Origin of the sequence: Streptomyces virginiae (assembly GCF_000720455.1) — a bacterium.
GTDB lineage: Bacteria > Actinomycetota > Actinomycetes > Streptomycetales > Streptomycetaceae > Streptomyces > Streptomyces virginiae.
Window position 1 is genome coordinate 136630 of sequence record NZ_JOAK01000016.1, and the last position, 22230, is coordinate 158859.

Annotated in this window: 18 protein-coding genes and 1 pseudogene; 8 read left to right on the plus strand and 11 right to left on the minus strand. The window is 73.5% G+C overall.

Annotated features, from left to right (window positions below):
- Window positions 1-4: 4 nt before the first annotated feature.
- The 3 genes from IG86_RS0122960 to IG86_RS0122970 are packed head-to-tail and all read right to left on the minus strand — an operon-like array spanning window position 5 to window position 756.
- Complete coding sequence (locus IG86_RS0122960) at window positions 5-217, minus strand: MbtH family protein (RefSeq protein WP_030821698.1); 213 nt, start codon at window positions 215-217, stop codon at window positions 5-7.
- Between the two features lie 11 nt (window positions 218-228).
- Entirely contained in the window at window positions 229-543 is a 315-nt protein-coding gene (locus tag IG86_RS0122965; protein WP_030821700.1) for a hypothetical protein, read from the minus strand.
- Between the two features lie 9 nt (window positions 544-552).
- On the minus strand, window positions 553-756 hold the full coding sequence (locus IG86_RS0122970; RefSeq protein WP_030899183.1) for a hypothetical protein: 204 nt from the start codon (window positions 754-756) through the stop codon (window positions 553-555).
- A gap of 240 nt (window positions 757-996) precedes the next feature.
- Here IG86_RS0122970 and IG86_RS0122975 point away from each other — a divergent pair, with 240 nt between their 5' ends.
- Window positions 997-1974, plus strand: a complete 978-nt coding sequence (locus IG86_RS0122975; RefSeq protein WP_030899186.1) for a helix-turn-helix domain-containing protein — start codon at window positions 997-999, stop codon at window positions 1972-1974.
- A gap of 201 nt (window positions 1975-2175) precedes the next feature.
- Window positions 2176-5559 (plus strand): AfsR/SARP family transcriptional regulator, encoded by a 3384-nt coding sequence (locus tag IG86_RS0122980; RefSeq protein WP_051785337.1) that lies wholly within the window; start codon window positions 2176-2178, stop codon window positions 5557-5559.
- On the opposite strand, the gene IG86_RS0122985 is transcribed toward IG86_RS0122980, so the two are convergent.
- Both IG86_RS0122985 and IG86_RS0122990 read right to left on the minus strand, forming a co-directional pair.
- Entirely contained in the window at window positions 5543-5737 is a 195-nt protein-coding gene (locus tag IG86_RS0122985; RefSeq protein ID WP_030821708.1) for a hypothetical protein, read from the minus strand. The two genes, IG86_RS0122980 and IG86_RS0122985, sit on opposite strands and share 17 nt — an antisense overlap.
- Before the next feature lie 596 nt (window positions 5738-6333).
- A complete protein-coding gene (locus IG86_RS0122990; RefSeq protein WP_030821712.1) occupies window positions 6334-6801 on the minus strand; it encodes an OsmC family protein in 468 nt (155 codons plus the stop codon).
- A gap of 303 nt (window positions 6802-7104) precedes the next feature.
- On the opposite strand from IG86_RS0122990, the pseudogene IG86_RS45095 reads away from it, so the two are divergent.
- Window positions 7105-7647: pseudogene (locus IG86_RS45095) on the plus strand (transglycosylase family protein); the annotation flags it as partial.
- 137 nt (window positions 7648-7784) lie between these two features.
- Window positions 7785-8390 (plus strand): hypothetical protein, encoded by a 606-nt coding sequence (locus tag IG86_RS0122995; RefSeq protein WP_030899193.1) that lies wholly within the window; start codon window positions 7785-7787, stop codon window positions 8388-8390.
- Between the two features lie 81 nt (window positions 8391-8471).
- On the opposite strand, the gene IG86_RS0123000 is transcribed toward IG86_RS0122995, so the two are convergent.
- Entirely contained in the window at window positions 8472-9488 is a 1017-nt protein-coding gene (locus IG86_RS0123000) for an MASE1 domain-containing protein (RefSeq protein WP_030821716.1), read from the minus strand.
- Window positions 9489-9587: 99 nt separating this feature from the next.
- A complete protein-coding gene (locus IG86_RS0123005; protein WP_030899195.1) occupies window positions 9588-10922 on the minus strand; it encodes a PP2C family protein-serine/threonine phosphatase in 1335 nt (444 codons plus the stop codon).
- Between the two features lie 386 nt (window positions 10923-11308).
- On the opposite strand from IG86_RS0123005, the gene IG86_RS0123010 reads away from it, so the two are divergent.
- On the plus strand, window positions 11309-13747 hold the full coding sequence (locus tag IG86_RS0123010) for a SpoIIE family protein phosphatase (RefSeq protein WP_030899197.1): 2439 nt from the start codon (window positions 11309-11311) through the stop codon (window positions 13745-13747).
- Here IG86_RS0123010 and IG86_RS0123015 read toward each other — a convergent pair.
- Window positions 13732-15249 (minus strand): SDR family NAD(P)-dependent oxidoreductase, encoded by a 1518-nt coding sequence (locus IG86_RS0123015; RefSeq protein WP_030899199.1) that lies wholly within the window; start codon window positions 15247-15249, stop codon window positions 13732-13734. The genes IG86_RS0123010 and IG86_RS0123015 overlap by 16 nt on opposite strands.
- 449 nt (window positions 15250-15698) lie before the next feature.
- Here IG86_RS0123015 and IG86_RS0123020 point away from each other — a divergent pair, with 449 nt between their 5' ends.
- Window positions 15699-17660, plus strand: a complete 1962-nt coding sequence (locus IG86_RS0123020; protein ID WP_030899202.1) for a copper resistance CopC/CopD family protein — start codon at window positions 15699-15701, stop codon at window positions 17658-17660.
- Between the two features lie 27 nt (window positions 17661-17687).
- On the opposite strand, the gene IG86_RS0123025 is transcribed toward IG86_RS0123020, so the two are convergent.
- A complete protein-coding gene (locus IG86_RS0123025) occupies window positions 17688-18428 on the minus strand; it encodes a DUF1775 domain-containing protein (RefSeq protein ID WP_030899205.1) in 741 nt (246 codons plus the stop codon).
- Window positions 18429-18610: 182 nt separating this feature from the next.
- On the minus strand, window positions 18611-19459 hold the full coding sequence (locus tag IG86_RS0123030) for a MurR/RpiR family transcriptional regulator (RefSeq protein WP_030899208.1): 849 nt from the start codon (window positions 19457-19459) through the stop codon (window positions 18611-18613).
- 73 nt (window positions 19460-19532) lie between these two features.
- Between IG86_RS0123030 and IG86_RS0123035 the strand changes: the two genes are divergently transcribed.
- Window positions 19533-20390: a DMT family transporter gene (locus IG86_RS0123035; protein ID WP_030821729.1), complete on the plus strand. Its 858-nt coding sequence runs from the start codon at window positions 19533-19535 to the stop codon at window positions 20388-20390.
- 28 nt (window positions 20391-20418) lie between these two features.
- On the opposite strand, the gene IG86_RS0123040 is transcribed toward IG86_RS0123035, so the two are convergent.
- Complete coding sequence (locus IG86_RS0123040; RefSeq protein ID WP_051785338.1) at window positions 20419-21357, minus strand: glycoside hydrolase family 16 protein; 939 nt, start codon at window positions 21355-21357, stop codon at window positions 20419-20421.
- A 354-nt stretch (window positions 21358-21711) separates the two neighbouring features.
- On the opposite strand from IG86_RS0123040, the gene IG86_RS43045 reads away from it, so the two are divergent.
- Window positions 21712-22200, plus strand: a complete 489-nt coding sequence (locus IG86_RS43045) for a hypothetical protein (RefSeq protein WP_157854865.1) — start codon at window positions 21712-21714, stop codon at window positions 22198-22200.
- Window positions 22201-22230: the final 30 nt, after the last annotated feature.

Below are 22230 nucleotides of genomic sequence, written 5' to 3' on the forward strand. Positions count from 1 at the left end.
CGGCTCAGCCCTCCCCGAGGGCGGCGACCAGACTGGCCGGACGCAGATCGGTCCAGGTCTTCTCGATGTGCTCCAGGCAGTCCTGGCGAGAGGCCGGGCCGTGGGTGGCCGTCCAGCCGGTGGGCGCCTCGATCGAGGCGGGCCACAGGGAGTGCTGGTTCTCCTGGTTGACGAGGACGAAGTAGGTGGCTTCGTCGTCCTCGAAGGGGTTGGTCACGGGTGCTCCTGTCACGTCGTGGTGGTGGGGATCGCGCCGGGTCGCGCGAGGCTGGTGGATCCGGTGGCGAGGTGCCAGCCGTGGAAGGGGGAGGGGGGCGCGAGCACGCGGCGGCAGATGGCCAGGGCGGCCTCCGCGGCGGTCGTCCCGGGCGTGGCCACGGTGAAGAGTCCGAGGTCCACGCCGTGCGGACCGCTCCGCACGCTGATGTGCTCCAGTCGCTCCCCCGGACGGGCCGCGCCCCAGAGCAGGCGGAGCAGGCGGCCGTCGTCCGCGGGGCCGGGGCCGGGCCCGGGCGGGACGAGAGAGACGAGGGTCAGCTCCACGAGCCCGGGTCAGTCCCAGATGAGGCCGTGTGCGACCGCGCCCGGGGAGGCCGGGAGGGGCGCCGCGGCCGCCCGGACGGTGGTGGCCCCGGCCGTGTCCGCACCTGACGGCCCGCCGGCGGTGAGCGCGACCGCGGCGCAGGCGAAAGCCGCGGCGACGGCCACGGCGACGGTGCGGACCGGACGGACGGTGGTGCGGACGCGAGAAGTCATGGAGGTGCCCTCATCGGGAGTGGGGAAGGGGTGCCGAGCGGCACGCCTCCATCCTGGCCATGGTGTTGACCTGGGGGAACGGGTTCAGGGGTGGCGGAAGCGGCCAGGACGCTTTGGGACAGCCGCCCCCGGCCGGAGCCGCGTTGGCGCGCGTAGAGGGCGCGTCTATGTCCTGTAGATCTCCGGCAGGCAGGCTGCTCGCAGATCGACGGGGACGACCGCATGCCAAGAGGGGAACCGATGTCCGTGACGCTCGACCTGGAGGAGCTCGACCAGACGGTGTACGAGGAGGTGCTGGCCCGGCCCGAACTGGGCCTGGTCGAACTCGCCGCCCGGCTCGGGGTGGAGCCCGACCGGGTCCGCGACTGCCTCGACCGGCTCTTCGCGCTGCGCCTGGTCCAGGCGTCCTTCGAGGCGCCCGGCCGCTTCACGGTCGTCGACCCGGTTCTCGGGATGCAGCGGCTCCTGGACCAGCAGCACGAGGAACTGGTGCGCCGGCACCGCCAGGCGGTGGGCCACCAGCAGGCCCTGGTCCGGATCCTCGCGGGCGCCGGCTCCGCGGGCCGCCCGGCCGAGGGCGTCGAGCGGCTGGCCGGACTCGACGCCGTGCAGCGGCGGTTGGAGCGCCTGGCGCTGGAGGCCAGGACCGAGGTGCTGACCTTCATGCCGGGCGGTCCCCAGTCCGCGGCCGCGCTGGAGGCCGCCGAACGCAACGACGCCCTCGTGCTCGGCCGCGGCGTCGCCATCCGCACCATCGGGCTGGACCTCGTACGGGAGGATCCCGGCACCCTGCGTTACAGCCGGACGTTGCTCGCGGGCGGCGGGGCCTTCCGTACGGTCGTCGCGCTTCCGACCCGGATGGTGCTGGTCGACCGGACCCACGCCCTCGTTCCCATCGACCCGGCGGACAGCCGGCAGGGCGCGCTGTCCCTCTCCGCGCCCGGCATGATCGCCCCGCTGGTCGCGCTCTTCGAGCGGGAGTGGGGCGCGGCCGTACCGCTGGGCGCGGATCCGTCGCAGCCCGTCTACGTACCCACCGAGCAGGAGCGCTCCCTGCTGGGCCTGCTGGCCGAGGGCCACACCGACGAGTCCGCCGCCGGACAGCTGCACATCTCGGCCCGCACCGCCCGGCGGATCATGGCCTCGCTGATCGAACGGCTGGGCGCCCGCAGCCGGTTCGAGGCGGGGCTGCGCGCGGCCCGCCTCGGCTGGGTGTGACCCGGACGCGATCCCTCCGCCGGGTGTGATCCGGACGCAGTCCCTCCGCTCTGCCGCGCGGACCCGGCCGGGCCCCCACCGCGACCCATTTCGATGGCATGGCCATGTGAACCGCTTAGGATGACGCTCCGTACATCGGCGGGCCAGGACAACTGGGGACCAACCGCCGTGTGGAGCTGTGCGCGCGCACAGGGGGAACTCGTGAAATTCTTCGTGCTCGGATCCATGGGCGTGTCCCACGGGGGACCGGTGCTGACCGGTGGACCGCCGCAGCAGCAGGCCACCCTCGCCGTCCTGGTGCTCCGCGCGGGCCATGTCGTGCCGCTGCACGAACTGACCGCCGCGGTCTGGGGGGATTCTGCCCCGGGCTCCGCGGTGATGATCCTGCGGACCTACGTCTGGCGGCTGCGGAAGCTGCTGGAGGGCGGGGGGTCCGGGAAGACCGGGGCCCAGATCCTGGAGTCCGCGAACGACGGCTACCGGCTCGCGGTGCCGCCGGGCTCGGTCGACGCCGTACGGGCCGAGGAGCTGGCCGCGAAGGCGACCCGCGCCCACGCGGCCGGGGAGCTGGAGGTCTGCGCCGAAGCCCTGGCCGAGGCCGGGTCCCTGTGGCGGGGCGAGCCACTGGCCGGGGTGCCGGGGCCGTTCGCCGAGAGCCAGCGCTCGCGCCTGGCGGAGCTGCGGCTGCACCTGCTGGAGGAGCGCCTCGGGGTGGACCTGCTGCTCGGGCGGCACGAGCGGGCCGTCCCCGAACTCACCGCCCTCATCCGCGAGGAGCCGCTGCGGGAGCGCCCGTACGGGCTCCTGATGCGCGCGCTGTACGCCGCGGGGCGGCAGGGCGACGCCCTCGCCGTCTTCGGCCGGGCCCGCGAGGTGCTCGCCGACGAACTCGGCCTGGACCCGGGCCCGGACCTGCGCACCCTGCACGCCCGCATCCTGTCGGGCGACCCGCGCCTCCTCCCCGCCGCCGCGTTCCCGGACCCCGGCCGCGGGGTCAGACCGCCCGCGCGGCTCCCGGCCGCGCCCTCCGGCGCCGCGCCGACGGCACCCGCGACGGCGCACGGTGTCGCCCCGGGGGGTGCACCGGCTCCCGGCGGCGCGCCCGCGGGACCCGAGGGGTTCCCAGCGGCGTCCGCCGGGGCCGCCGGGTCAACGGCCCGGTTCGCGGGGGCGCCCGTCGCAGGGCCGGCGGGGGCGTACGTCATCGGTCCGGCCGGGGTACCGGGGACCACTGTGGCGGGGGCGCACGGGACCGGGGCCGCGGCAGCGACCGCAGTCCCCGGCGTACCCGAGGCCTTCGGGGCTGCGCGGGTCGGGGAGCCGGGAGCCGACCGTGCCGGGATGCAGGACGGGGCCCGGGCCGCGGTGTCCGGCGCTGCCCCGGCGCCCGACCTCCCGCAGGGGCAGGGGCAGGGGCAGGGGCAGGGGCCGGCCGGGGTCGGGTACGTCCGGCCCGCCCAGCTCCCGGCCGACATCGCCGACTTCAGCGGCCGTGCGGCCGAACTCGCCGCCCTCGCCGGCGTCCTGAGCGACCCGGCCCGCACCGCCCTGGCCGTCGCCGCCGTGAGCGGGATGGGCGGCATCGGCAAGAGCGCCCTGGCCCTGCGGGTCGCGCACCACGTCAAGGACGCCTACCCCGACGGCCAGCTCTACGCCGACCTCCGTGGCACCGGCAGCGACCCCGCCGACCCCGGCACCGTCCTGGCCAGTCTGCTCGGCGCCCTCGGCGTGCCCCGCCGTGAGGTGCCGCCCTCGACGGAGGACCGCGCCCGCCTCTTCCGTACTGTCCTGGACGGCCGCCGGCTGCTCCTGCTGCTCGACGACGCCCGGGACATCGCCCAGGTCAAGCCGCTGCTCCCGGGCGCCGCGGGCTGCGCCGTGGTCGTCACCAGCCGGGCCCGCCTGGGCGGGCTGCTGTCGGGACGCCACGTCCAGCTTGAGGAGTTCACCCCCGCGGAGGCGCTCGGGCTGCTGCGCCAGATCGTCGGCGCCGACAGGGTCGACCGGGAGGAGGAGGCCGCGGCCGCGCTGGTCGAGGCCTGCGCCCGACTGCCGCTGGCGGTCCGCATCGTCGCCGCCCGCCTCGCCGCCCGGCCCGGATGGACCGTCGCGCACCTGGTGGCCCGCCTCGCCGACGAGCGGCGCCGGCTGACCGAACTGCGGGCCGACGACCTGGCCGTCGCCTCCGTCTTCGAGCTGGGCCACCGCCAGCTGACCGGGCCCCAGGCGAGCGTGTTCCGCCGGCTCGCCCCCGTTTCCCGGCCCGGCATCGGGCTCGCCGCGGCGGCTGCCGCCCTGGACCTGGCCGAGCCGGAGGCCGAGGAGCTGCTCGAAGCCCTGGTGGACGCCGCCCTGCTCGAATCACCGGAGCCGGGCCGCTACCGCCACCACGAGCTGGGCCGGGACTTCGCGCTCAACCTGCCCGCCCCGGCCGGTGAGTCCGGCCCGCCGGTGCAGCACCGCCTCCTGCACCACCTGCTGGGCATGGCGGCCGAGGCCTTCCAGTGGATGATCCCCGGGGACCCGGTGCACCGCTCGATCGTCGCGGCGGCCGCCGAACCGGGGAAGGGACGGCTAGCGGACCTGGCCGAGGCCCGCGACTGGGTCGTCGCGGAGTTCGACTGCGCGCTGCACGCCGTCCAGCTCGTGGTGCGGCGGCCGGACGCCGCGGACACGGAGCAGCTGACGATGGCCGCCGACCTGCTGGTCGCGCTCAGCTCGTTCGGGCAGGACATCCCGTACGCGCGGATCACCGTGACCGCCGCCGAACTCGCCCGGGCCGCGACGCTGCGCGGCAACGACCGCGCGGCCGGGCGCGCCCACTTCCTCACCGGCAACGCGGCGCTCCAGGCCACCGATCTGGGCCGGGCCCGCGCCGCCTCCGAGCTGGCCGTGCGGGCCTGCCGCCGGGCGGGCGACCGGGCGATCCTGCAGCAGGCGTACAACGACCTCGGGGTGATCGCCCAGTTCGAGCACCGCTTCGGCGAGGCGGCCGAGTGCTTCGACGAGGCGCTCGTCCTGGCGCGGGAGCAGGGCCACCGCTCGGGCGCCCTGACGATCACCCTCAACGCCGCCCTGGCCCGCGTTCGCGGAGGCCGGGCGGCCGAGGCGCTGCCCGCGTGCGAGGAGGCCCTGGAGGCGCTGCGGGAGATGGCCGACCACCACGGGGTCGCCCACGCGCTCTGCGTGCGCGGGCAGGCCCTGCACGAGCTGGGCCGGCTGGAGGAGGCACTGGCCGCGTACGAGGAGTGCCTCGCCCTGTGCGACGCGGTCCGGATCCCGGGCCAGCGCGCCCAGGCCGACTACCGCTGTGCCCGGACGCTGAGCGACCTCCGCCGGACCCGGGAGGCGCTGGAGGCCTCCGCCCGGGCCGTGGCCCATCTGCGCACGGTGCCGGGCCGGGGCCGGGACCGCGGCTACGCCCTGCTGATCCACGCCGGGGTCTGCCTGGCGGCGGGCCGGCGCGAGGAGGGGCTGAGGCACGCGGGCGAGGCGCTGGAGGTGTTCGAGCGGGCGGGCCTCCCGGAAGCCGAGGAGGCCCGCGCCCTGCTGGAAACCGGCGTGGCGGTCAGGCCCGGCTGTTGAACTCGTTGTGGTCATGGCGCGGGCGGTGCCCGGTGGCCTCGTCGGCCGAGACGCTCGTGCTGCGGTCCGCGGTGAGCACGGCGGCGCCGGCGGTGGCACCGACGGCGAGCAGCGCGACGAGCGCGGCGGGAACGAGGAGGGCCAGACGGCGCGTGACGGACGTGCGGATGTGCGGCACGGTGGATCCTGTCTGTTGGTCCAGGTGCCGTGTGCGGCCCCTGGCTGGCTTGCGGGCGGTTCTGCCGAGGAGACTCGCAGCCGCCCATCTACGTTTCATATACGCGGCCTCCCCGGTCGTCCGACAGGAGTGACGGGGGTTCTGGAACCGTTCGCTCCGCCCGCACGCGGCGTGCCAGGGTGCGGCCGCCCGCCACTCGAAGACCCGGCAAGCGTGCCCGTCTACGTGGCCCATCGCGGCAGCGGCAGTGGCAGGGCCGGCCGTCACGTGTGGGAGGGCTGGTTCGTCAGCGACTCGCGGCCGATCCAAGACCTGGGGCAGTCGGCCGGAGGCATCACCCTGGCCCGAATGCCCCGTGTCCTCAACGGGAGGTGAGGAGGCAGGCGCGGTCCGCCATGGTGTCGATTGTCGAACAGCGAGGTCGCGGTGCCGCGTTGAGGTCGTAGTCGGCGGCGCGGGCAGCGCGACGTGCGGCTCCCGAGTGCCGGCCGCACGCGGACCCGCGATCAGACGGGGATCGGCAGCGCCCACCGCGTCGCACGGGAGTAGCACATCCGTCACGGGACAACGGCGTGGCCGGGTCTGCCCGAAGGCGCTCAGCCCACCGTCACCGTCGGCTCGTGCCGGACGGGGAAGTTCACCGAGTTGGCGATGAAGCAGGCCCGGTGGGCCTCCTCGTGCAGTGCGACCGCCGCGGCCACCATCGACTCGTCGCTCACGGTGATCCGAGGGCGCACCACGGCCTCCGTGAACTGCCCGCTGTCCCCGGCGGTGGCCATCGTTGCGGTCGCCTCGTCGACGTACGAAGTGACCACCACGCCGTTGACCGTACAGAAGTGCAGGTAGGAGAGCATGTGGCACTGGGACAGCGCGGCGAGCAGCAGTTGCTCGGGGTTCCAGCGGGAGGCATCGCCGTGGAAGGTCGGGTCGGAGCTGCCGAGGATGGCCGGCAGCTCTCCGGCGGCCACCTCGTGTGCCCGTGAGAAGGCGCGGTAGTGGCTGGTACCGGTGCCGAGGTTTCCGGTCCAGGTGACGCGGGTGGCGTAGGAGTGCAGTCGGGCCATGGCGGCTGCTCCGTTTCTCGATACGGGACTGGGCGGCGTTGAGCCGGGCGGCGCGCGGTGCCGGGCGCCGACACGGATCGTACGGCCGCCCCGGGCTCACCTTCGTCGGCGTCGCCCCCACCCGCCGCGGACCGGGACCGGGTGCGGGTCACCGGTCGGTTCCCGGCGCTCTGGCTGCGCCTGGCCGACGTACGCGGCGCGGCGCCCGGCGTTCGAGCCGGCAGTGCTGGATCGCGGTGGTCCGGCCGATGCCGGCGGCGGGGTCGTCGACCGAGGTGGTGGCGATGCTGCCCCTGGCTGCCGGTGGACGCAAACGGCCGCTGCCGGTTCCTCCACCCACAATCCCTTCCACCGCCCCTGACCTGCGGCGAAAGCGGTTCTTGCCGGACAGCGTCACCGCGGGACGCGACCGGTTCAGGAAAGCAGTCCGACACGTCGTCACCACCCAGGAACGGGAACCCCCATGGTTCGCACGCCCATCGTCCAGGCCACCGCGGCGCCCAACGGGCACGGAAAGGCACACGGCCAGACAGCAGCCGTCCGCCCTGGATCGCACCGAACCGGCCGCACCGGCCGCCCCGGCACGCACCAGCCGCACCGGCCCCATCGGTCCCGTGCCCACCGCCTGACAGCTGCTCCTGCAGGGCAACTCGCCCTCGCCGCCCCGATCGCCTCGGCCCCGGACAGGCCTCCGCGGCCAACGGCTATTACGGTGGCCCGCAGTTCTCCCCGTCCACCTGGGTCGCTTTCGGTGGCAGTCAGTACGCGCCCTACGCCAACCAGGTCACCAGGCAGCAACAGATCCTGATCGCCGAGAAGGTCCTCGCCTCCCAGGGCCAGCGGGCCTGGCCGAGCTGTGGCCCCGAGGCAGGCCTCGGCGCGGACCGGGAGAACCCCTACCCGGGGTCCGTGACCCCGCCGCAACCGCAGGTCAAGCCACTGAGCTGGTACTTGTCGGACGATGCGGGTTCGGGAACACGCCGATGGTTCCGCTGGCGGGTGACTTCGACGGGGACGGCAAGGACACGCAGGCGGCGTACGATCCGACGACGTCGACGTTCTACCTGGCGAACTCGGGGAGTACGGCGCAGGCCACGCTGGCGTTCGGTAATGCCGGTAACCGTCCTGTGCTGGGTCGTTGGGACGGTACGACGTCGCAGATCGGTGTCTACATGCCCGACAGCGGCAAGTTCCATCTCCGTCACGACAACGGGACGGTCAGTTCGTTCGCCTTCGGCAACGGTGGTGACTGGCGGCCGATCGCCGGTGACTGGGACGGCAACGGGACGGTGGCGGTCGGTCTTTACGACCCGGCCACCAGCACGTTCTACCTGCGCAACAGCAACACCGAGGGTCCTGCCGACCAGACCTTCACCTTCGGCAACGCCGACGGCATTCCGGTGGCGGGCGACTGGGACCACACCCGGCGCACGAACATCGGCGTCTACATGCCGGCCAACCGCACCTTCTACTTCCGCCACGACGACGGCACCGTCACCTCCGTCACCTACGGCGACACCGGCGACACCCCGATCACCGGCGACTGGAACGGCGACGGCCGCACCACCCAGGGCATCATCCACAGCTGATGAACCGAGCGATCCGGCAGCCTCCGCTCTGGTCCCCCGCCGCGGCTCGGGGCTCGGACGCACACGACGCACATCGGGCGATCACGGCGGTCCCTCGGTGCGTCCGGCGTCCGCCGCCCTCCCGCCCCCACGATCGGGGAGCCTCGGGTGGTGGCCACCGGCGGTGGCTTTGGCCACCATCTCGGCCAGCAGCCTGCAGGCTCGCGCGATCTCTTTCTGGGTCTGGTTGCGCTGGCTGACGGTGGCCGCGACCAGCAGCGCGGTCAGCGAGGAGGAACCGTTGAACGCCTGCAGGGTGATCATGTTGGTGAGCAGGTCATGACCGGCGAACGGACCCGAGCCACGGGCGGCGGCGATGATGGCGAAGGTCGACACGGACAGGGCACAGAGCGCGGCCCCCGCCAGCTGGAAGCGGAAGGCCGCCCAGATCAGCAGCGGGAAGCCGAGGAACATGAGCGGCGTGTTGCTGGTCTCCAGGAAACCGACGCAGAGCGTGGCCGCCAGAAGCAGCACCCCCTCCGCCCAACGGTACGGCCGGGCACCTTTCGGCCAGCGCGCGAAGCGGAGAACGAGCAGGACGGGCGTCACCACCAGTACGCCCATCGCGTCGCCCGTCCACCAGACCGACCACGTCGGCCAGAACTCCTCGGCGCTCAGCGCACCTGCCAGGGCCAGGGTCCCGCTGCCCACCGTCGCGCTGATCAGCATCCCGGTGAGCGCGCCGAGGAAGATCAGCCCCATCGCGTCCTGCAGTCGGTCCAGTTCCGTACGGAACCCCGTACGACGGAGCAGCAGGTACGAGCAGACGGGCGCGAGGGTGTTTCCCAGCACGATCGCGAGCACGGCCGGGATCGACGGGCCGAGCGGGACGTTGACCAGGAACGCGCCCAGCGCGATCCCGGGCCAGACCCGCAGACCGCGCAGGAGCAGGCTCGCCACGGCGATACCGGTCGGTGGCCACAGCGGCGTGACCTGGCCCCCCACCAGTTGCTGGACGAGTCCCAGCGTGGCTGAGACGTAGTACAGCGCGGCAACGGCGCAGATCTCCAGGGCGGCCAGGCCGCCCTGCCGGAGCCGTTCAGGCCGCGCCGCAGCCATCAGGCGACACCTCCCCATCGATATCGCCCCGAGATCCATCATCCGTCGGATCTCCCGGATCCTCCACGGCACGGTCGAGTCGCGCGTGGGACGCGGGGATCAGCGGTGGGGGGTCCGCAGGGCGAGGATGGCCAGGTCGTCATGGCCGTCGCTGGGGTGGTGATCGGCCAGAGCCTGAACGAACTCCTGCAGGGGCAGGGCGGCGTACTCGGTGGCGAGATTGGCGAGCCGGCCGAGACCCACGTCGATGGGGTGCTGGGGATGCTCGACCAGCCCGTCCGTGAAGAAGACCACGATGGAGTCCGGTAGCAGGAAGCGGGCATGGTCGGGGCGCGGCTGCTCCGGGTCGACCCCGAGCGGTACCCCGGGCTCGGCGACGAGGTACTCCGCCGGGCGACCGGGGGCGATCAGCAGCGGTGGGACGTGGCCCGCGCTGCTCCAGTGGAGCCGCCAGCCCGGTCCCTCGGGTTCGATGCGTGCCAGGGTCGTGGTGGTGACGGGATTGCTCGTGATGGCGTGCAGGGTGCGGTCGAGCTGGGTGAGGATGGCGCTGGGCGGATTGCCCTGGTCGAACAGCAGGGCCCGCAGCATGTTGCGGGTGGAGGCCATGGAGGCCGCGGCCTTCAGATCGTGACCGACCACGTCACCGATGACGACCGCCACGGTGTCGCCGGCCAGCGGGATGGCGTCGTACCAGTCCCCGCCGAGCTGACTGGGCTCCGCGGCGGGCCGGTAGATGGCGGCGGCGGCGAACGGCCGCAGGTCCGGCAGAGTGGGCAGCAGCAGCCGCTGGAACTGCTCGGCTCCGAGGCGGACCCGTTCGAACAGGCGGACCTTCTCGATCGCGATTCCCGCGGCACTGGCCAGGGCGATGACGATGTTCTCGTCGTGGACGTCGAAGGGCTGTCCGTCGCGCCGCTCGGAGAGGTAGAGGTCACCGTAGATGTCGCCGCGGACGCTGATGGCGACGCCCAGCAGGGTGTCCATGTGCGGGTGGCCGGACGGGAAGCCGGCGGACGACGGATGGGCCGAGATGCTGTCGACCCGCAGGGGTTCGGGGTGGTGGATCAGGTGCCCGAGGACACCCAGGCCGCGGGGCAGGCCGGTCCCGGCCAGATCGGCGCGTTCCTGTTCGGACAGGCCGGCGGTGATGAACTGTTCCAAGTGCTCGCCGGACTCGCCGAGTACGCCCAGCGCCCCGTAGCGCGCGCCGACCAGGTCCATGGCGGTGGTGACGATCCGTTGCAGCACGTCGGGCAGTTCCACCTCCCGGCTGATGGACACCACCGCGTCCAGCAGGCCCTGCAATCGGTCCATGGCGGCCAGCAGGGAGCGCAGTTGCTCGTCGATCCTGGCCAACTCGGTACGCAGACGAAGGTGCAGGTCGGGAAGGTGCGGCTGCTCCGCGTGCTCGCCTTCCCCGTTGCCTGCCATCAAGGGCGCCCGGTGGGATCTGCACGCAGGGCAGGACGGATCCGCTCGCACAACCCCTCACCCGAGCGGTGCATTCCGGTCTCCTGACGCGACCCTGGTCAATCGGGACCACAGCGTGGCACGGAGGTACGGGCAAAACGGCCATTACTCCGAAGGCGGCATGCCACTGCGGCCCGGGCAGGACCCTCTGCCCTCGTCGGGACGGCCCTCTGCCCCCGTCGGGACTGCCTTCTGCCGACGTCAGGACGACCTTCTGCCGACGTCCGGCGGCGCGGCGATACTGAAGGTGAAGCCGACTGCTCGACCCCTGGTCTCCGATCACACTGGGTAGTCGCCGCCGCAATGCCCGCTGCGCGGTCCGTTCGCCAGGTCGAAGGGTGACAGCGATGGACGCACTGGCGCCGGGTTCGGGTGAGGCGCCCGAGGACCCGTTCGCGCTGCACAACTCCGCCTCGGCGGTTCTGGACGGCCACGGCAGGGTCGTCGGCTGGAGCGAGCGCGCCCAGGAGCACCTCGGCTACCCGCCCGACGAGGTGCTGGGCCGCACGGGCCTGGAGTTCCTGATCGACCCTCGTGACCATGGGACGGTCCGGGCCGCAGCGGCCGCGTGCGAGCGCGACCGGGGCTGGTCCGGCGTCCTGCCCGTCCTGCACCGCAGCGGGAGACGGGTGGAGATGGGCTTCCGCGCCCGCCCCGTCATCCGCGCCGGTTCGGCCCGCGAATGGTTCCTCGTCGCCGCCCCGGCGGCGGAGATGCTCCAGTGGGAGACGGACCGGTCGGTCCTGGACGGCCTGTTCCGGCGCTCCCCGATCGGTCTGTCCGTCCACGCCCCCGATCTGAGCATCCTGCGGATCAACCGGGCACTGGCCCGGTTCACGCAGCTCTCCACGTCCGAGATCCGCAGCCGGCGCATCGGCGACTTCCTCATCGGCCCGGACGTGAAGACCATCGAATCCCGGCTGCGAAGGGTGCTGGAGACGGGCGCCCCGCTGATCTTCACCGAACAGCCCTGCCGGCTGCGGAGCGATCCCGGCCACGAGCGCGTGGTGTCGGTGTCGGCGTTCCGGATGGAGCACCCTTCCGGCGGGATCCTCGGAGTGACCCAGCTGGTGGAGGACGTCACCGACCGCTACCGGGCCCGGCGGCGGCTCGCCCTGCTCAACCGGGCGAGCGCCCGCATCGGGACCACACTGGATCTCGGCCAGACCACCCGGGAGCTGGCCGACGTCGCCGTCCCCGACCTCGCGGACGCCGTCTCGGTGGATCTGCTGGAGTCGGTCGCCCGGGGCGAGGAGACCGCCGAGGAGGCGAGCGGACCCGTCCGCAGAATGGCCGTCCACTCGGTCGTGGCAGAGGCGCTGCGGGTGATGTACGCCGCCGGAGACGTCTTCCAGTTCGACCCCCGTACCCCGCAGGCCAGGTGCCTCGCCGAGCAGCGGCCCATCCTCGAACCGGTGCTCCGGAGCAACCCCGGCTGGTACTTCCACGACCCGGAGCGCACCCAGCGCGCCCTCGACCTGGACGCCCACTCACTGATCGTCGTACCGCTGACGGCCCGCGGTCTGCTCCTCGGCCTGCTCAGCCTGTGGCGGGCGGGGCGGCCCGAGCCGTTCGAGGAGGACGACCTCACCCTCGCGGAGGAATTCGCCGCACGGGCCGCCGTGTGCATCGACAACGCCCGCCAGTACACCCAGCAGCACCAGGCCGCCCTGACCCTGCAGCGCAGCCTGCTGCCGCAGGAGCTGCCCGAATACAGCGCGGTCGACGTCGCGCACCTCTACCTGCCGGCCGACCCCGCCACCGGCGTCGGCGGCGACTGGTTCGACGTCATCCCGCTCTCCGGAGCACGCGTCGCCCTCGTCGTCGGCGATGTCGTCGGCCACGGGCTGCACGCCGCGGCCACCATGGGCCGCCTGCGCACGGCCGTGCACACCCTGGCCGGCCTCGACTACGCCCCGGACGAGGTCCTCTCCCACCTGGACGACCTGGTCAACCGCCTCGCAGCCGAACAGGAGCCTGCCGGCGGACGCACACGGGGCCAGCAGATCGTCGGCGCGACCTGCCTCTACGCGGTCTACGACCCCACGTCCCGGCGCTGCACCCTGGCCCGCGCGGGCCACCTGCCCCCCGCCGTGGTGACCGCCGACGGCACGGTGACCATGCCCGACCTTCCCGAAGGGCCGCCACTGGGTCTGGGAGGGGTCCCCTTCGAGTCGGCCGAATTGGAACTCGCCGAGGGAAGTCTGCTGGCGCTGTACACGGACGGCCTGGTCGAGGCCCGCGGCCTCGACCTCGACGAGGGGCTGGAGCGGCTGAGAGAAGCCCTGTCCCGGCCCGGCAGCCCGCTGGCGGAGACCTGCACGGCGGTGCAGGACGCCCTGCTGCCGGATCACCCACCGGATGACGTCGCCCTGCTCCTCGCCCGCACCCGCGTACTGGCGCCGGAGCGGATCGCCTCCTGGGAACTGCCCGCGGAGCCGACCGCCGCCGCCCGGGCACGGCACCTGACGGAGGCCACACTGACCGGCTGGGGCCTGGAGGACCTGGCCTTCACCACCGAACTGGTCGTCAGCGAACTGGTCACCAACGCCTACCGGTACGGGGGCGGGACGCCGGTGACCCTGCGGCTCATCCGCGACCGCAGCCTGATCTGCGAGGTCTCCGACGGCAGCAGCACCGCCCCGCACCTACGACGGGCGCGCACCACCGACGAGGGCGGGCGCGGTCTGTTCCTGGTGGCCCAGCTCACCGAACGATGGGGCACCCGCTACACCCGGGACGGCAAGACCGTCTGGACGGAGTCCCCCCTTCACCACGGGACCTGACGGTAGTCCTTCAGGAGGACGCCGTGCACGGGTGCGCCGGCCTCCCCCTGCACGATGGGGTGGTAGACGCGGGCGGCGCCGTCGACGACGTCCAGCGGCGGGCGCCAGCCGGTCGCGGCGTGCCGCTCCCGGGCGGGCAGCGGCTTCTCATCGGTGACCCAGCCCGTGTCGACGCTGCAGGTGTGGATGCCCCGGGCGGCCAGGTCGGCGGCGCTGGTGCGGGTGAGCATGTTCAGGGCGGCCTTGGCCATGTTGGTGTGCGGATGGTCGCCGGTCTTGTTGCGCACGGTGAACTGCCCCTCGACCGCCGAGACGTTGACGACGTAGCGGTGGGGACGCGGGGAAGCGTCGAGAAGGGGCAGCAAGTGGTCGGCGAGCAGGAACGGCGCGACGGCGTTGACCAGCTGGACCTCCAGCAGCTCGGTCGGGTCGATCTGCCCCAGACGCAGCGTCCAGGAGTTGGTGGCAGCGGTTTCGGGCAGCAGGCCCGCCTCGTCGACGGCCTCCTGCGGCAGCGGGGCGGCCACCGGGGCGTCCGCCGCGCGGGCCGTACCGGTCAGGGCGTAGGGGGACCGGAACCGTGGGGCGAGCTGCGCAGTCCACGGCAGGGGCGCGGTGCGCGGGCCGGGTACGGAGAATCCCGGAGCCGTCCAGATCCGTGGCGCCGTCAGGGACGCGGGGGCGGGCAGGGATTCGGCGGCGGACAGCGCGGCGTAGGCCTGGGGTGAACGGCGCAGGGTCTGGGCCGCGTTGTTGATCAGAATGTCCAGGGGGAGCCCCTGGGCGAGCATGTGGTCCGTGAAGGCGAGGACCTGCCGGGGATCGCGCAGGTCCAGGGCGGCGATCCGCAGCCGGTGCCACCAGTCCGCGGCGCCGGGGACCGCCGCGAACCGGCGCACCGTGTCCTGGGGGAAGCGGCTGGTCACGGTGAGCTCGGCTCCGTCCCGAAGGAGCATCAGCGCGAGCTGGAAGCCGATCTTGACGCGCCCGCCGGTCAGCAGCGCGCGCCGGCCGGTGAGGTCGGTGCGGGTCGTGCGGTGGGCGAGGTTCTCGCCGGCGCATTCGGGACACAGCAGGTGGTAGAAGTCGTGGACGTGCCGGTAGTGGTTCTTGCAGACGTAGCAGCGCTGGGGGCGGTGCAGCAGTCGTGACGTCCCGTCATTGTCCGGCGTCGGGTCCGGCGTCCGGCGCTCCGCCGACGGCCCGGGGCGAAGCCGGACGTACTCGCCGACCGTCAGGCCCGGTTCCGGTGCGGCCGGTGCGGCCGGTGCGGGCAGGGCGGCGTCCATGACGCGGTCGGCGGCGCCCATCGCGGTGGCGGCGAGCAGCTTCGCGTCGGCTGCGGCCCGTGCCGCGCGTGCGTCGGCACGGCGGCGGAGGCGCCCGTCGCGCACGAGTTCGCCTGCGGCCCGTTCCACCAGGCGGCGCTGGGCGTCGTCCACGGGTAGCTGCCGTGCCTGGCGGATCAGGTCCAGGCAGATCTGTATGTGCTCACTGTCCACGGGGTGCCTTAGGTGTGATGGATCGTTCGCGGCTCTCCCTCACCACCTGGGCCTCCGTCGCGCGTGGACGACCGGGCCACGCGTGCTGAAGGCCGGCAGGGCGCCGGTGGGCTGGCGGGAGGGCGTGCTCACGCCGGACGCGCAGCACGGGCGCCGCGTCCGGAGGTGGTGATCAGAATAGGCCGCGGGCAGGAAAGCCGGGCGCATTTTCCGGCCCGGCCCGCAGGGCCGCTGGGTGACCGGCCTCGGACCGATCAGGGGCGCCGGTGATCCGGCCGGCGGAACGGCTCTTTAGCGAAGTTGCTCAACAAACGCCCGGGGCGGAGCGGCGCCACTATCGTCCACATCTCCGTGCGCGCACCGCCCGAACGCGTGTACCCCGCCGCTGTTCCCGCAGCGCCGAGCGCCGGGCGGCGGCGCCGCTGAAGCAACTCGGAGGCTGCCTGCTCATGCGACCGGTACCGCGTCCCGCCCGGACCTCGCTGACCGTACTGGCGCTGCTCGCCGCCGTGTGCGCCCTGCTCGTCGGAGGGGCGGGATCGGCCTTCGCGCACGCGAGCCTCAGCGGCTCGGACCCCGCCGACAGCACCGTTTTGAAGGAGGCGCCGCGGCAGGTCACGCTCACCTTCACCGAGTCGGTGACGTTCTCCGAGGACTCGGTGAGAGTGCTGTCGCCGGAGAACCAGCGGGTGAATCCCGCCCCGGCGCAGCACGCGGACGGCAAGAGCAACACCGCGCGGGTGCAGTTGTCGGACGAGCTGCCCCAGGGCACGTACACGGTGGCCTGGCGGGTGGTCTCCGCCGATGGCCACCCCATCTCCGGCGCCTTCGTCTTTTCCGTCGGCAAGCCGTCCGAGACCGCGGCCGTCGTGCCGGACGGTTCGTCGGACGACTCGGCGGTCGGCCGCCTGTACGCGTTCATCCGCTACCTCGCCTACAGCGGGCTGGCGCTCCTCGTCGGCGCCGCCGCGTTCGTCGTCGTGTGCCTGCCCGCCGCCGGCGGGGTCCGTCCGGTGCGCAGGCTGCTGGCGGCAGGATGGGCGGTGCTGGCGGTCTCCACCGTGGCGCTCCTGTTGCTGCGCGGCCCCTACGAGACGGCCGGCCGCCTGACCTCGGTGTTCGACCTGTCCCAGCTCGGCCGGACCGTCGTCGGACGGCCCGGCACGGCGCTTGTCGTCCGGCTCGTGCTGCTCGCCGCGGCCGCGGTGTTGCTCAAGCGGTGTGCCGTACGGCTTCGCGGCCGGGACGAGGGCCAGGGCGAGGGCCATGACGTGGGAGCCGGGTCACCGGACCTCGGCAGGCGTCTGCACTGGACCGGGGCGGCGCTCGCCCTGGGGCTGGCGTTCACCTGGGCCGCGGCCGAGCACGCCTCCGCCGGCATCCAGGTGCCGCTCGCCGTTCCCGTCGCCGTGCTGCACCTGTTGGCCATGGGGGTCTGGCTGGGTGGCCTGATCACCCTGGTGATCGTCCTTCGGAGCCACGGGACGGCAGGACGCACCCTCCCGGCGGACGCGGTCAGCCGCTTCTCCACGATGGCCTTCGCCGCCGTTGCCGTGCTGGTCGGCACCGGGGTGTACCAGTCCTGGCGGCAGGTCGGCTCGTGGGAAGCGCTGACCACCACGTCGTACGGAAGGACCCTCCTCGTGAAGGTCGCCGTCGTGGTCGTCGTCCTGTGGGTGGCGTCGTTCTCGCGCCGCTGGACCGCCCGCCTCCTGCACGGGGCCGCACCGGCCGCCGAGACGCGGACGGTGCCCGAGCCCGAGAGGGTGAAGGTGACGGTCGGTGCGCCGGACGTCCCCGCGGCCACGGACGGGGGCGGCGCGCCCGATGCGCCCGGTGGGGGAGAGGCCCGCGGCGCGGCCGGGCCGCCGTCGCCCGACGCCGACGTGCACCGGCGCGCACACCAGCGCGGACTGCGCCGCACGGTCGCCGTCGAAGCGGCACTCGGTGTCGTGGTCCTGGCGATGTCCACCCTGCTCACCGGTACCCAGCCCAGCCGCGCCGCGGGCGAGAGCGCGGCGGCGGCGGCAGCGGCGGCGCAGGAGCCGCAGGCCAAGGTGGCAACCGTGCCCTTCGACATGGGGACGGCCGGCCACCAGGGCGCCGTGCAGATCACCCTGGCACCGGGACGCGTCGGGGAGAACACGGTCGAAGCCGTGGTGTTCAGCGCTGACGGTGGTCTCGCGACCGTTCCCGAACTGCGCCTGACCCTCACTCAAGAGGCTCTGGGAATCGGCCCGATCGACGCCAAGCTCAAGAATCAGAAGGGGTTCTGGGCCGTGTACGACCTGCAGCTGCCCATGCCGGGCGAGTGGACCTTGAACATCACGGTGCGTACGAGCGAGATCGACCAGGTGACCGTACGCGGGAGCGTCCACATCGCACCGCTGCCGAGGCGGCCGGCGGTGTAGCCCACCGACCCGCCCCGGCCGCCCGGTTCAGGACTGCCGACGGCGGCGCGTCCACCGGAAGGCGCCCGCGCCGCCGAGCACGAGGACGGCTGCGACCACGGCGACGACGACGCCGTTGCCGCTCCCCGAACCCGCGGCGTTCGCCTGCCGCGCGTCCGGGGAAGCGGCCGGCGCTGAGGGCGCCGTGGACGACGGTTGGGCGGTCGGAGCGCTCGGAGCCGGCGCGGGTGTCGGTGTCGGAGACGGGCCCGGGGCGATGGGCTTCGCGCCGGGCGCAGCGGGTTGCAGCTTCAGGAGCGGGGCCGGGTTGTCGACCTTCTGGCCGTCCGCCGGCACCTCGATCCACCGGGAGACCTTGCCGTCGCCGTACGTCCCCAGGGTCTTGAACGCCAGGGACTTCGCGTCGGGCAGTTGGCGCACCGTGATGCTGTACTCGGCGTCGGTGCCGGTCTCCAGCGCCGCACCGCCGACGCTGTACCCGTCGGGGGTGGCGGTCAGCTTCCAGTTCTCGGGGGCCTCCTTGAGGGTTACGGCGTCCGGGGCGATGCCCTGGGGGAGGACGACGCGCAGCTCGGTGATGCCCGCGGAATCCGACTCCGCCTCGGAGGTGAAGGACAGGGTGACGTTCTCGGCCAGGGCGCGCGGGTCGGAGGCGGAGACCTCGGCGTGGGCGGCCGCCGGTCCGGCCGCGATGCCCAGGAGCACCACCGAGCCGGCGGCGGCGAGGCCGAGGCGGCGGAGCGGGAGGTGATCGTGCGAGGTGTGCATGGCTGAGGAACCCCCTCGGTAGTGGAGCGGTCCGGGTCCGGTGCGTGCGTGCGTACGCACGGCCACGGATGCCGCCGCCGCGGCTGCGGCCGCCCACGGCGAACTGCGCGGCTCATCATCGCCCGGCCCCGCTCCCCGCGCTCCCCAACTGTCAAGGGAGGAGCAGTTTTTCCGCCCGGGACTCAGTACGAGTGGTCGACCGTGACGTCGGCCGACAGTCGCAGCGCCGCTTCGGCCGGGGCGCCGCGCAGCCCCAGCAGGGTGAGGGTGAGGGCGTCGATCACGGTGAGGTGGGCCAGCCGGCTGGCGACGGTTTCGAGTCCGAACACCAGGTCCTGGCCGCCCGCGACCAGTGTGCAGTCGCTGGACTCGCTCAGCGGTGAGCGGGCGTAGCTCGTGAGGGCGACGACCGGGGCCCCGGCCCGCCGCGCGCCCCGGGCTGCGTCCACGGTGCTGCGGGTGGCGCCCGTGTGGCTGATGGCCAGGCAGGCATCGGCGGATGTCAGTTGCGAGGCGGCCAGCTGCGCGGTCAGCGGGTCGGCAGGTGCGTCGACCGCGCAGCCCAGTGCGCGCAGCCGGTAGGCGGTGTCCAGCGCGACCGCGCCGGACAGCCCGGCACCGACCACCAGCACCCGGCCGGCCGCGTCGATCAGTCCGGCCGCCGTACGCAGCCGCTCCGGGGTCACCGTCGCCGCCACCCCGTCCAGCGCCTCCCGGGCGGCGCGGACGGTGTCGGACAGGGCGCGGGCGGCCGGGTCCCGGTCCTGGGAGGGCTCCTGGGCGGGTGCCTGCCGGGCGGCGGCGATCTTCAGCTCCTGGTACCCGCGGAACCCGAGGCGCTGGCAGGCCCGTACGACGGTGGACGGCGCGGTGCCGGCCAGTGCCGCGACGTCGCTGACGCTGAGGTGCACCAATTCGGCGCCCTTGTCCAGGACGACCTGTGCCACCCGGGCCTCGGTGTCACGCAGCTCGGACAGGTGGGCCCGGACGTGGGCGGCGAGCCCACCGCTCGCTGTGGAATGAGTTTCCATGGGGTTATCCTAACAAGGAAATCCATTCCACAGCCTTTCGTGGGGAGCGAACGTGCCCGTAGACCTGCCGCCCATGACGGGCGCGGCCGCCGTGCCCGCCGTCGTCCTCGCCTCGGCGGTGCTGCACGCCGTCTGGAACGGACTCACCCACGGCCTGCGCGACAAACTGGCCGGCTTCACCCTCATCAGCCTGGCCTCCGCCGGCTGCGGGGCCGTCCTCGTCTGCCTCGCCCCGCTGCCCGCCCCGGCGGCCTGGCCGTACATCGCCGCCTCCGCCGCGCTGCAGGTCGCGTACCAGCTGCTGCTCCTGCGCGCCTACCAGCTCGGCGACTTCGGCCAGATGTACCCCACCGCGCGGGGCACCTCACCCGTCGTGGTGGCCCTGGTCTCCACCACCCTCCTCGGCCACTCGCTGCCCGCCGGCCAGGCCCTCGGCATCGCGGTCGTCGCCTGCGGCCTGGCCGGTCTCGCCCTCGCCGACGGCATCCCCGGCCGTGCCCAACTGCCCGCGCTGGCCGCCGCGCTCGGCACCGGCGTGATGATCGCCTCCTACACCCTCGTCGACGGGAGCGGCGTCCGCGTCTCCGGCAGCGTTTTCGGCTACATCGCCTGGCTCTTCCTCTGCCAGGGCCTCGTCCTCCCGCTCATCGCCTGGGTCCGCCGGGGCCCGGCCCTGCTCACCGCCCTGCGCCCCCTGTGCGGCCGCGGCCTGGCCGGCGGACTGCTCTCACTGCTGGCGTACGGGCTCGTCGTGTGGGCGCAGTCCCGCGGCGACCTGTCCACCATCGCCGCCCTGCGGGAGACCAGCATCGTCTTCGGAGCCCTGATCGGGGCGGTCGTGTTCCGCGAACGCCTCGGCCACCGGCGCATCACCGCCAGCATCACCGTGCTGGCGGGCATCGCGGTCCTCCAGCTCACCGGCGGCCCCTGAGGGGGGCGTGGGGCCGGGGCGACGCCGTTCAGGCCTTCGGCACGGTGTTGACGTAGTCGGTGCCCGCGCCGTAGAAGCCGTCCACCGTCTTCTGGACATCCGCCGGGGAGACGGCCTCGTCGGCCTTGTAGTAGACCCAGTTGACCTTCATGTCCCAGGTGCGCGGACCGCCGGGGGCGGGGGTGTCGATGAACCAGTTGCTGAAGTGGATGTCCATCTTCTCGCGCGGAACGTACTTGCCGGAGCTGGTGAACAGCTCCTTGCCGTCGAGGGAGTAGGTGACCGTTCCGTTCATGGCGGTGACCATCAGGACGTGCCAGCCCTCGGTGCGCTGCTTGAGGGTGTGGCTGACCCGGTCCGGCGGATCGGCCTTGTACCAGCTGACGGTGTCGAGTCGCGGACCCGCCGTGCCCCAGCCGCCGTTCGGCAGGTACTCGAAGTCGAGCTCGCTGTAGTTCGCCGATTCGTCCGAGGGGGAGATCGGGAAGAAGGTCTGGACGACGTGGTCGCCGTTGCGGCCGCTCGTGGGCTTGTCGCTGAAGTGGACCCGAGCGGCGAAGGTCCCCGTGAAGAGGTTCTTGCCGGTGCCCTGTACCTCGACCTGCTGGGTGCCCTGCTTGGTGCCGTCGGTGGAGGACCGCAGTTGCAGGACCCGGCCGCCCTGGGCGCTCGCGTCGGCGGGGAAACCGGCGCCGGCGGCGGTCCAGGAGTCCTTGATCCCCGGGCCGCCCCCGCCGGTGCGCACCTCCCAGCCGTGAGCGGCGAGCGAGGGGTCCTCGGGGCCGCTGTAGTGGAAGTTGTCGAACAGGGTTCCCGGCGGACCGGACGGGGTCGGCGAGACGCTGGGCGCGGGCGCGGCGGCGTCGTCGCCGGCGCCACCGGAACACGCGGCCAGTACGCACAACAGGGCGGGCAGCGCGAGCGCGGTCCGCACGCGGTGGCGAGGGGTGCGGCGGGGCTGGCTCACACGGACTCCTTGGGGGGCGTAGAGGCGGTGCCTGGACACGCCCTCTGCATGGGGGAACGTCACCGGCCGAACCGATGAGGGCGTCATCCTAAGACGCGCGTCGACCGCCCTCGCGACCGCCCGGGTGGCCACCTGGAGCGGTCTGTACGTGCACCGATCGTGCCCGGCGGCGGACGGGCCCGCCTACTAACCGGTATCGCTGATTCCGTTTCGATCTGATCACGACCCGTGAGTAGATCAGGTCATATGCCGACATCAACCCCAAGTCGCCGCGCGCCGGTGCACTAGCGTTCGCCCTGCGATCCCACGGTCTACGTACCCTGCAATGAAAGGCCTCGCAAGGTGCGCCCAGCCATGTCCTCCGTCCAGCCCGGATCGCCACGCCGGACCGATCCCGGATCGTCCGAGTCGGGCTTCGGGGAATCCGCCCCGGCACCGGTGTTCGTCGACCAGTCGGGTCTGCGGGGCCGTCTGCTGCGTGGTTTCGGCTGGCCGGTCTCCGTGGTCGGCGCGATCCTGGCGGTCGCCATGGGCAGCAGCCTGATCGGTGTGCAGGCGGACGCCCCGGCGATGGGCATACCCGCGCAGCCCTCGCGCTCACCCGCGCCGTCGCCGTCGCCGACCCGGTCCACCCCGGCGACAGCGGTGTCCTCGTCCTCCTCACCCCGGGGGGTCGCACGGTCCGCCACTCCGGGGGCGGGGGCAACCCCGGGCGCCAAGGCCTCGGCCACGCCGCCCAGGACCGCAGCCGCCCCGTCGAAGGCAGCCGTCACCGCGCCGAAACCCGCGACCACCGCGCAGCGCGGGGCGAAGCCTTCGGGCCGGCCGGCCAAGCAACCCTGATCACCCGCACCACCCGCACCACCCTCTCCA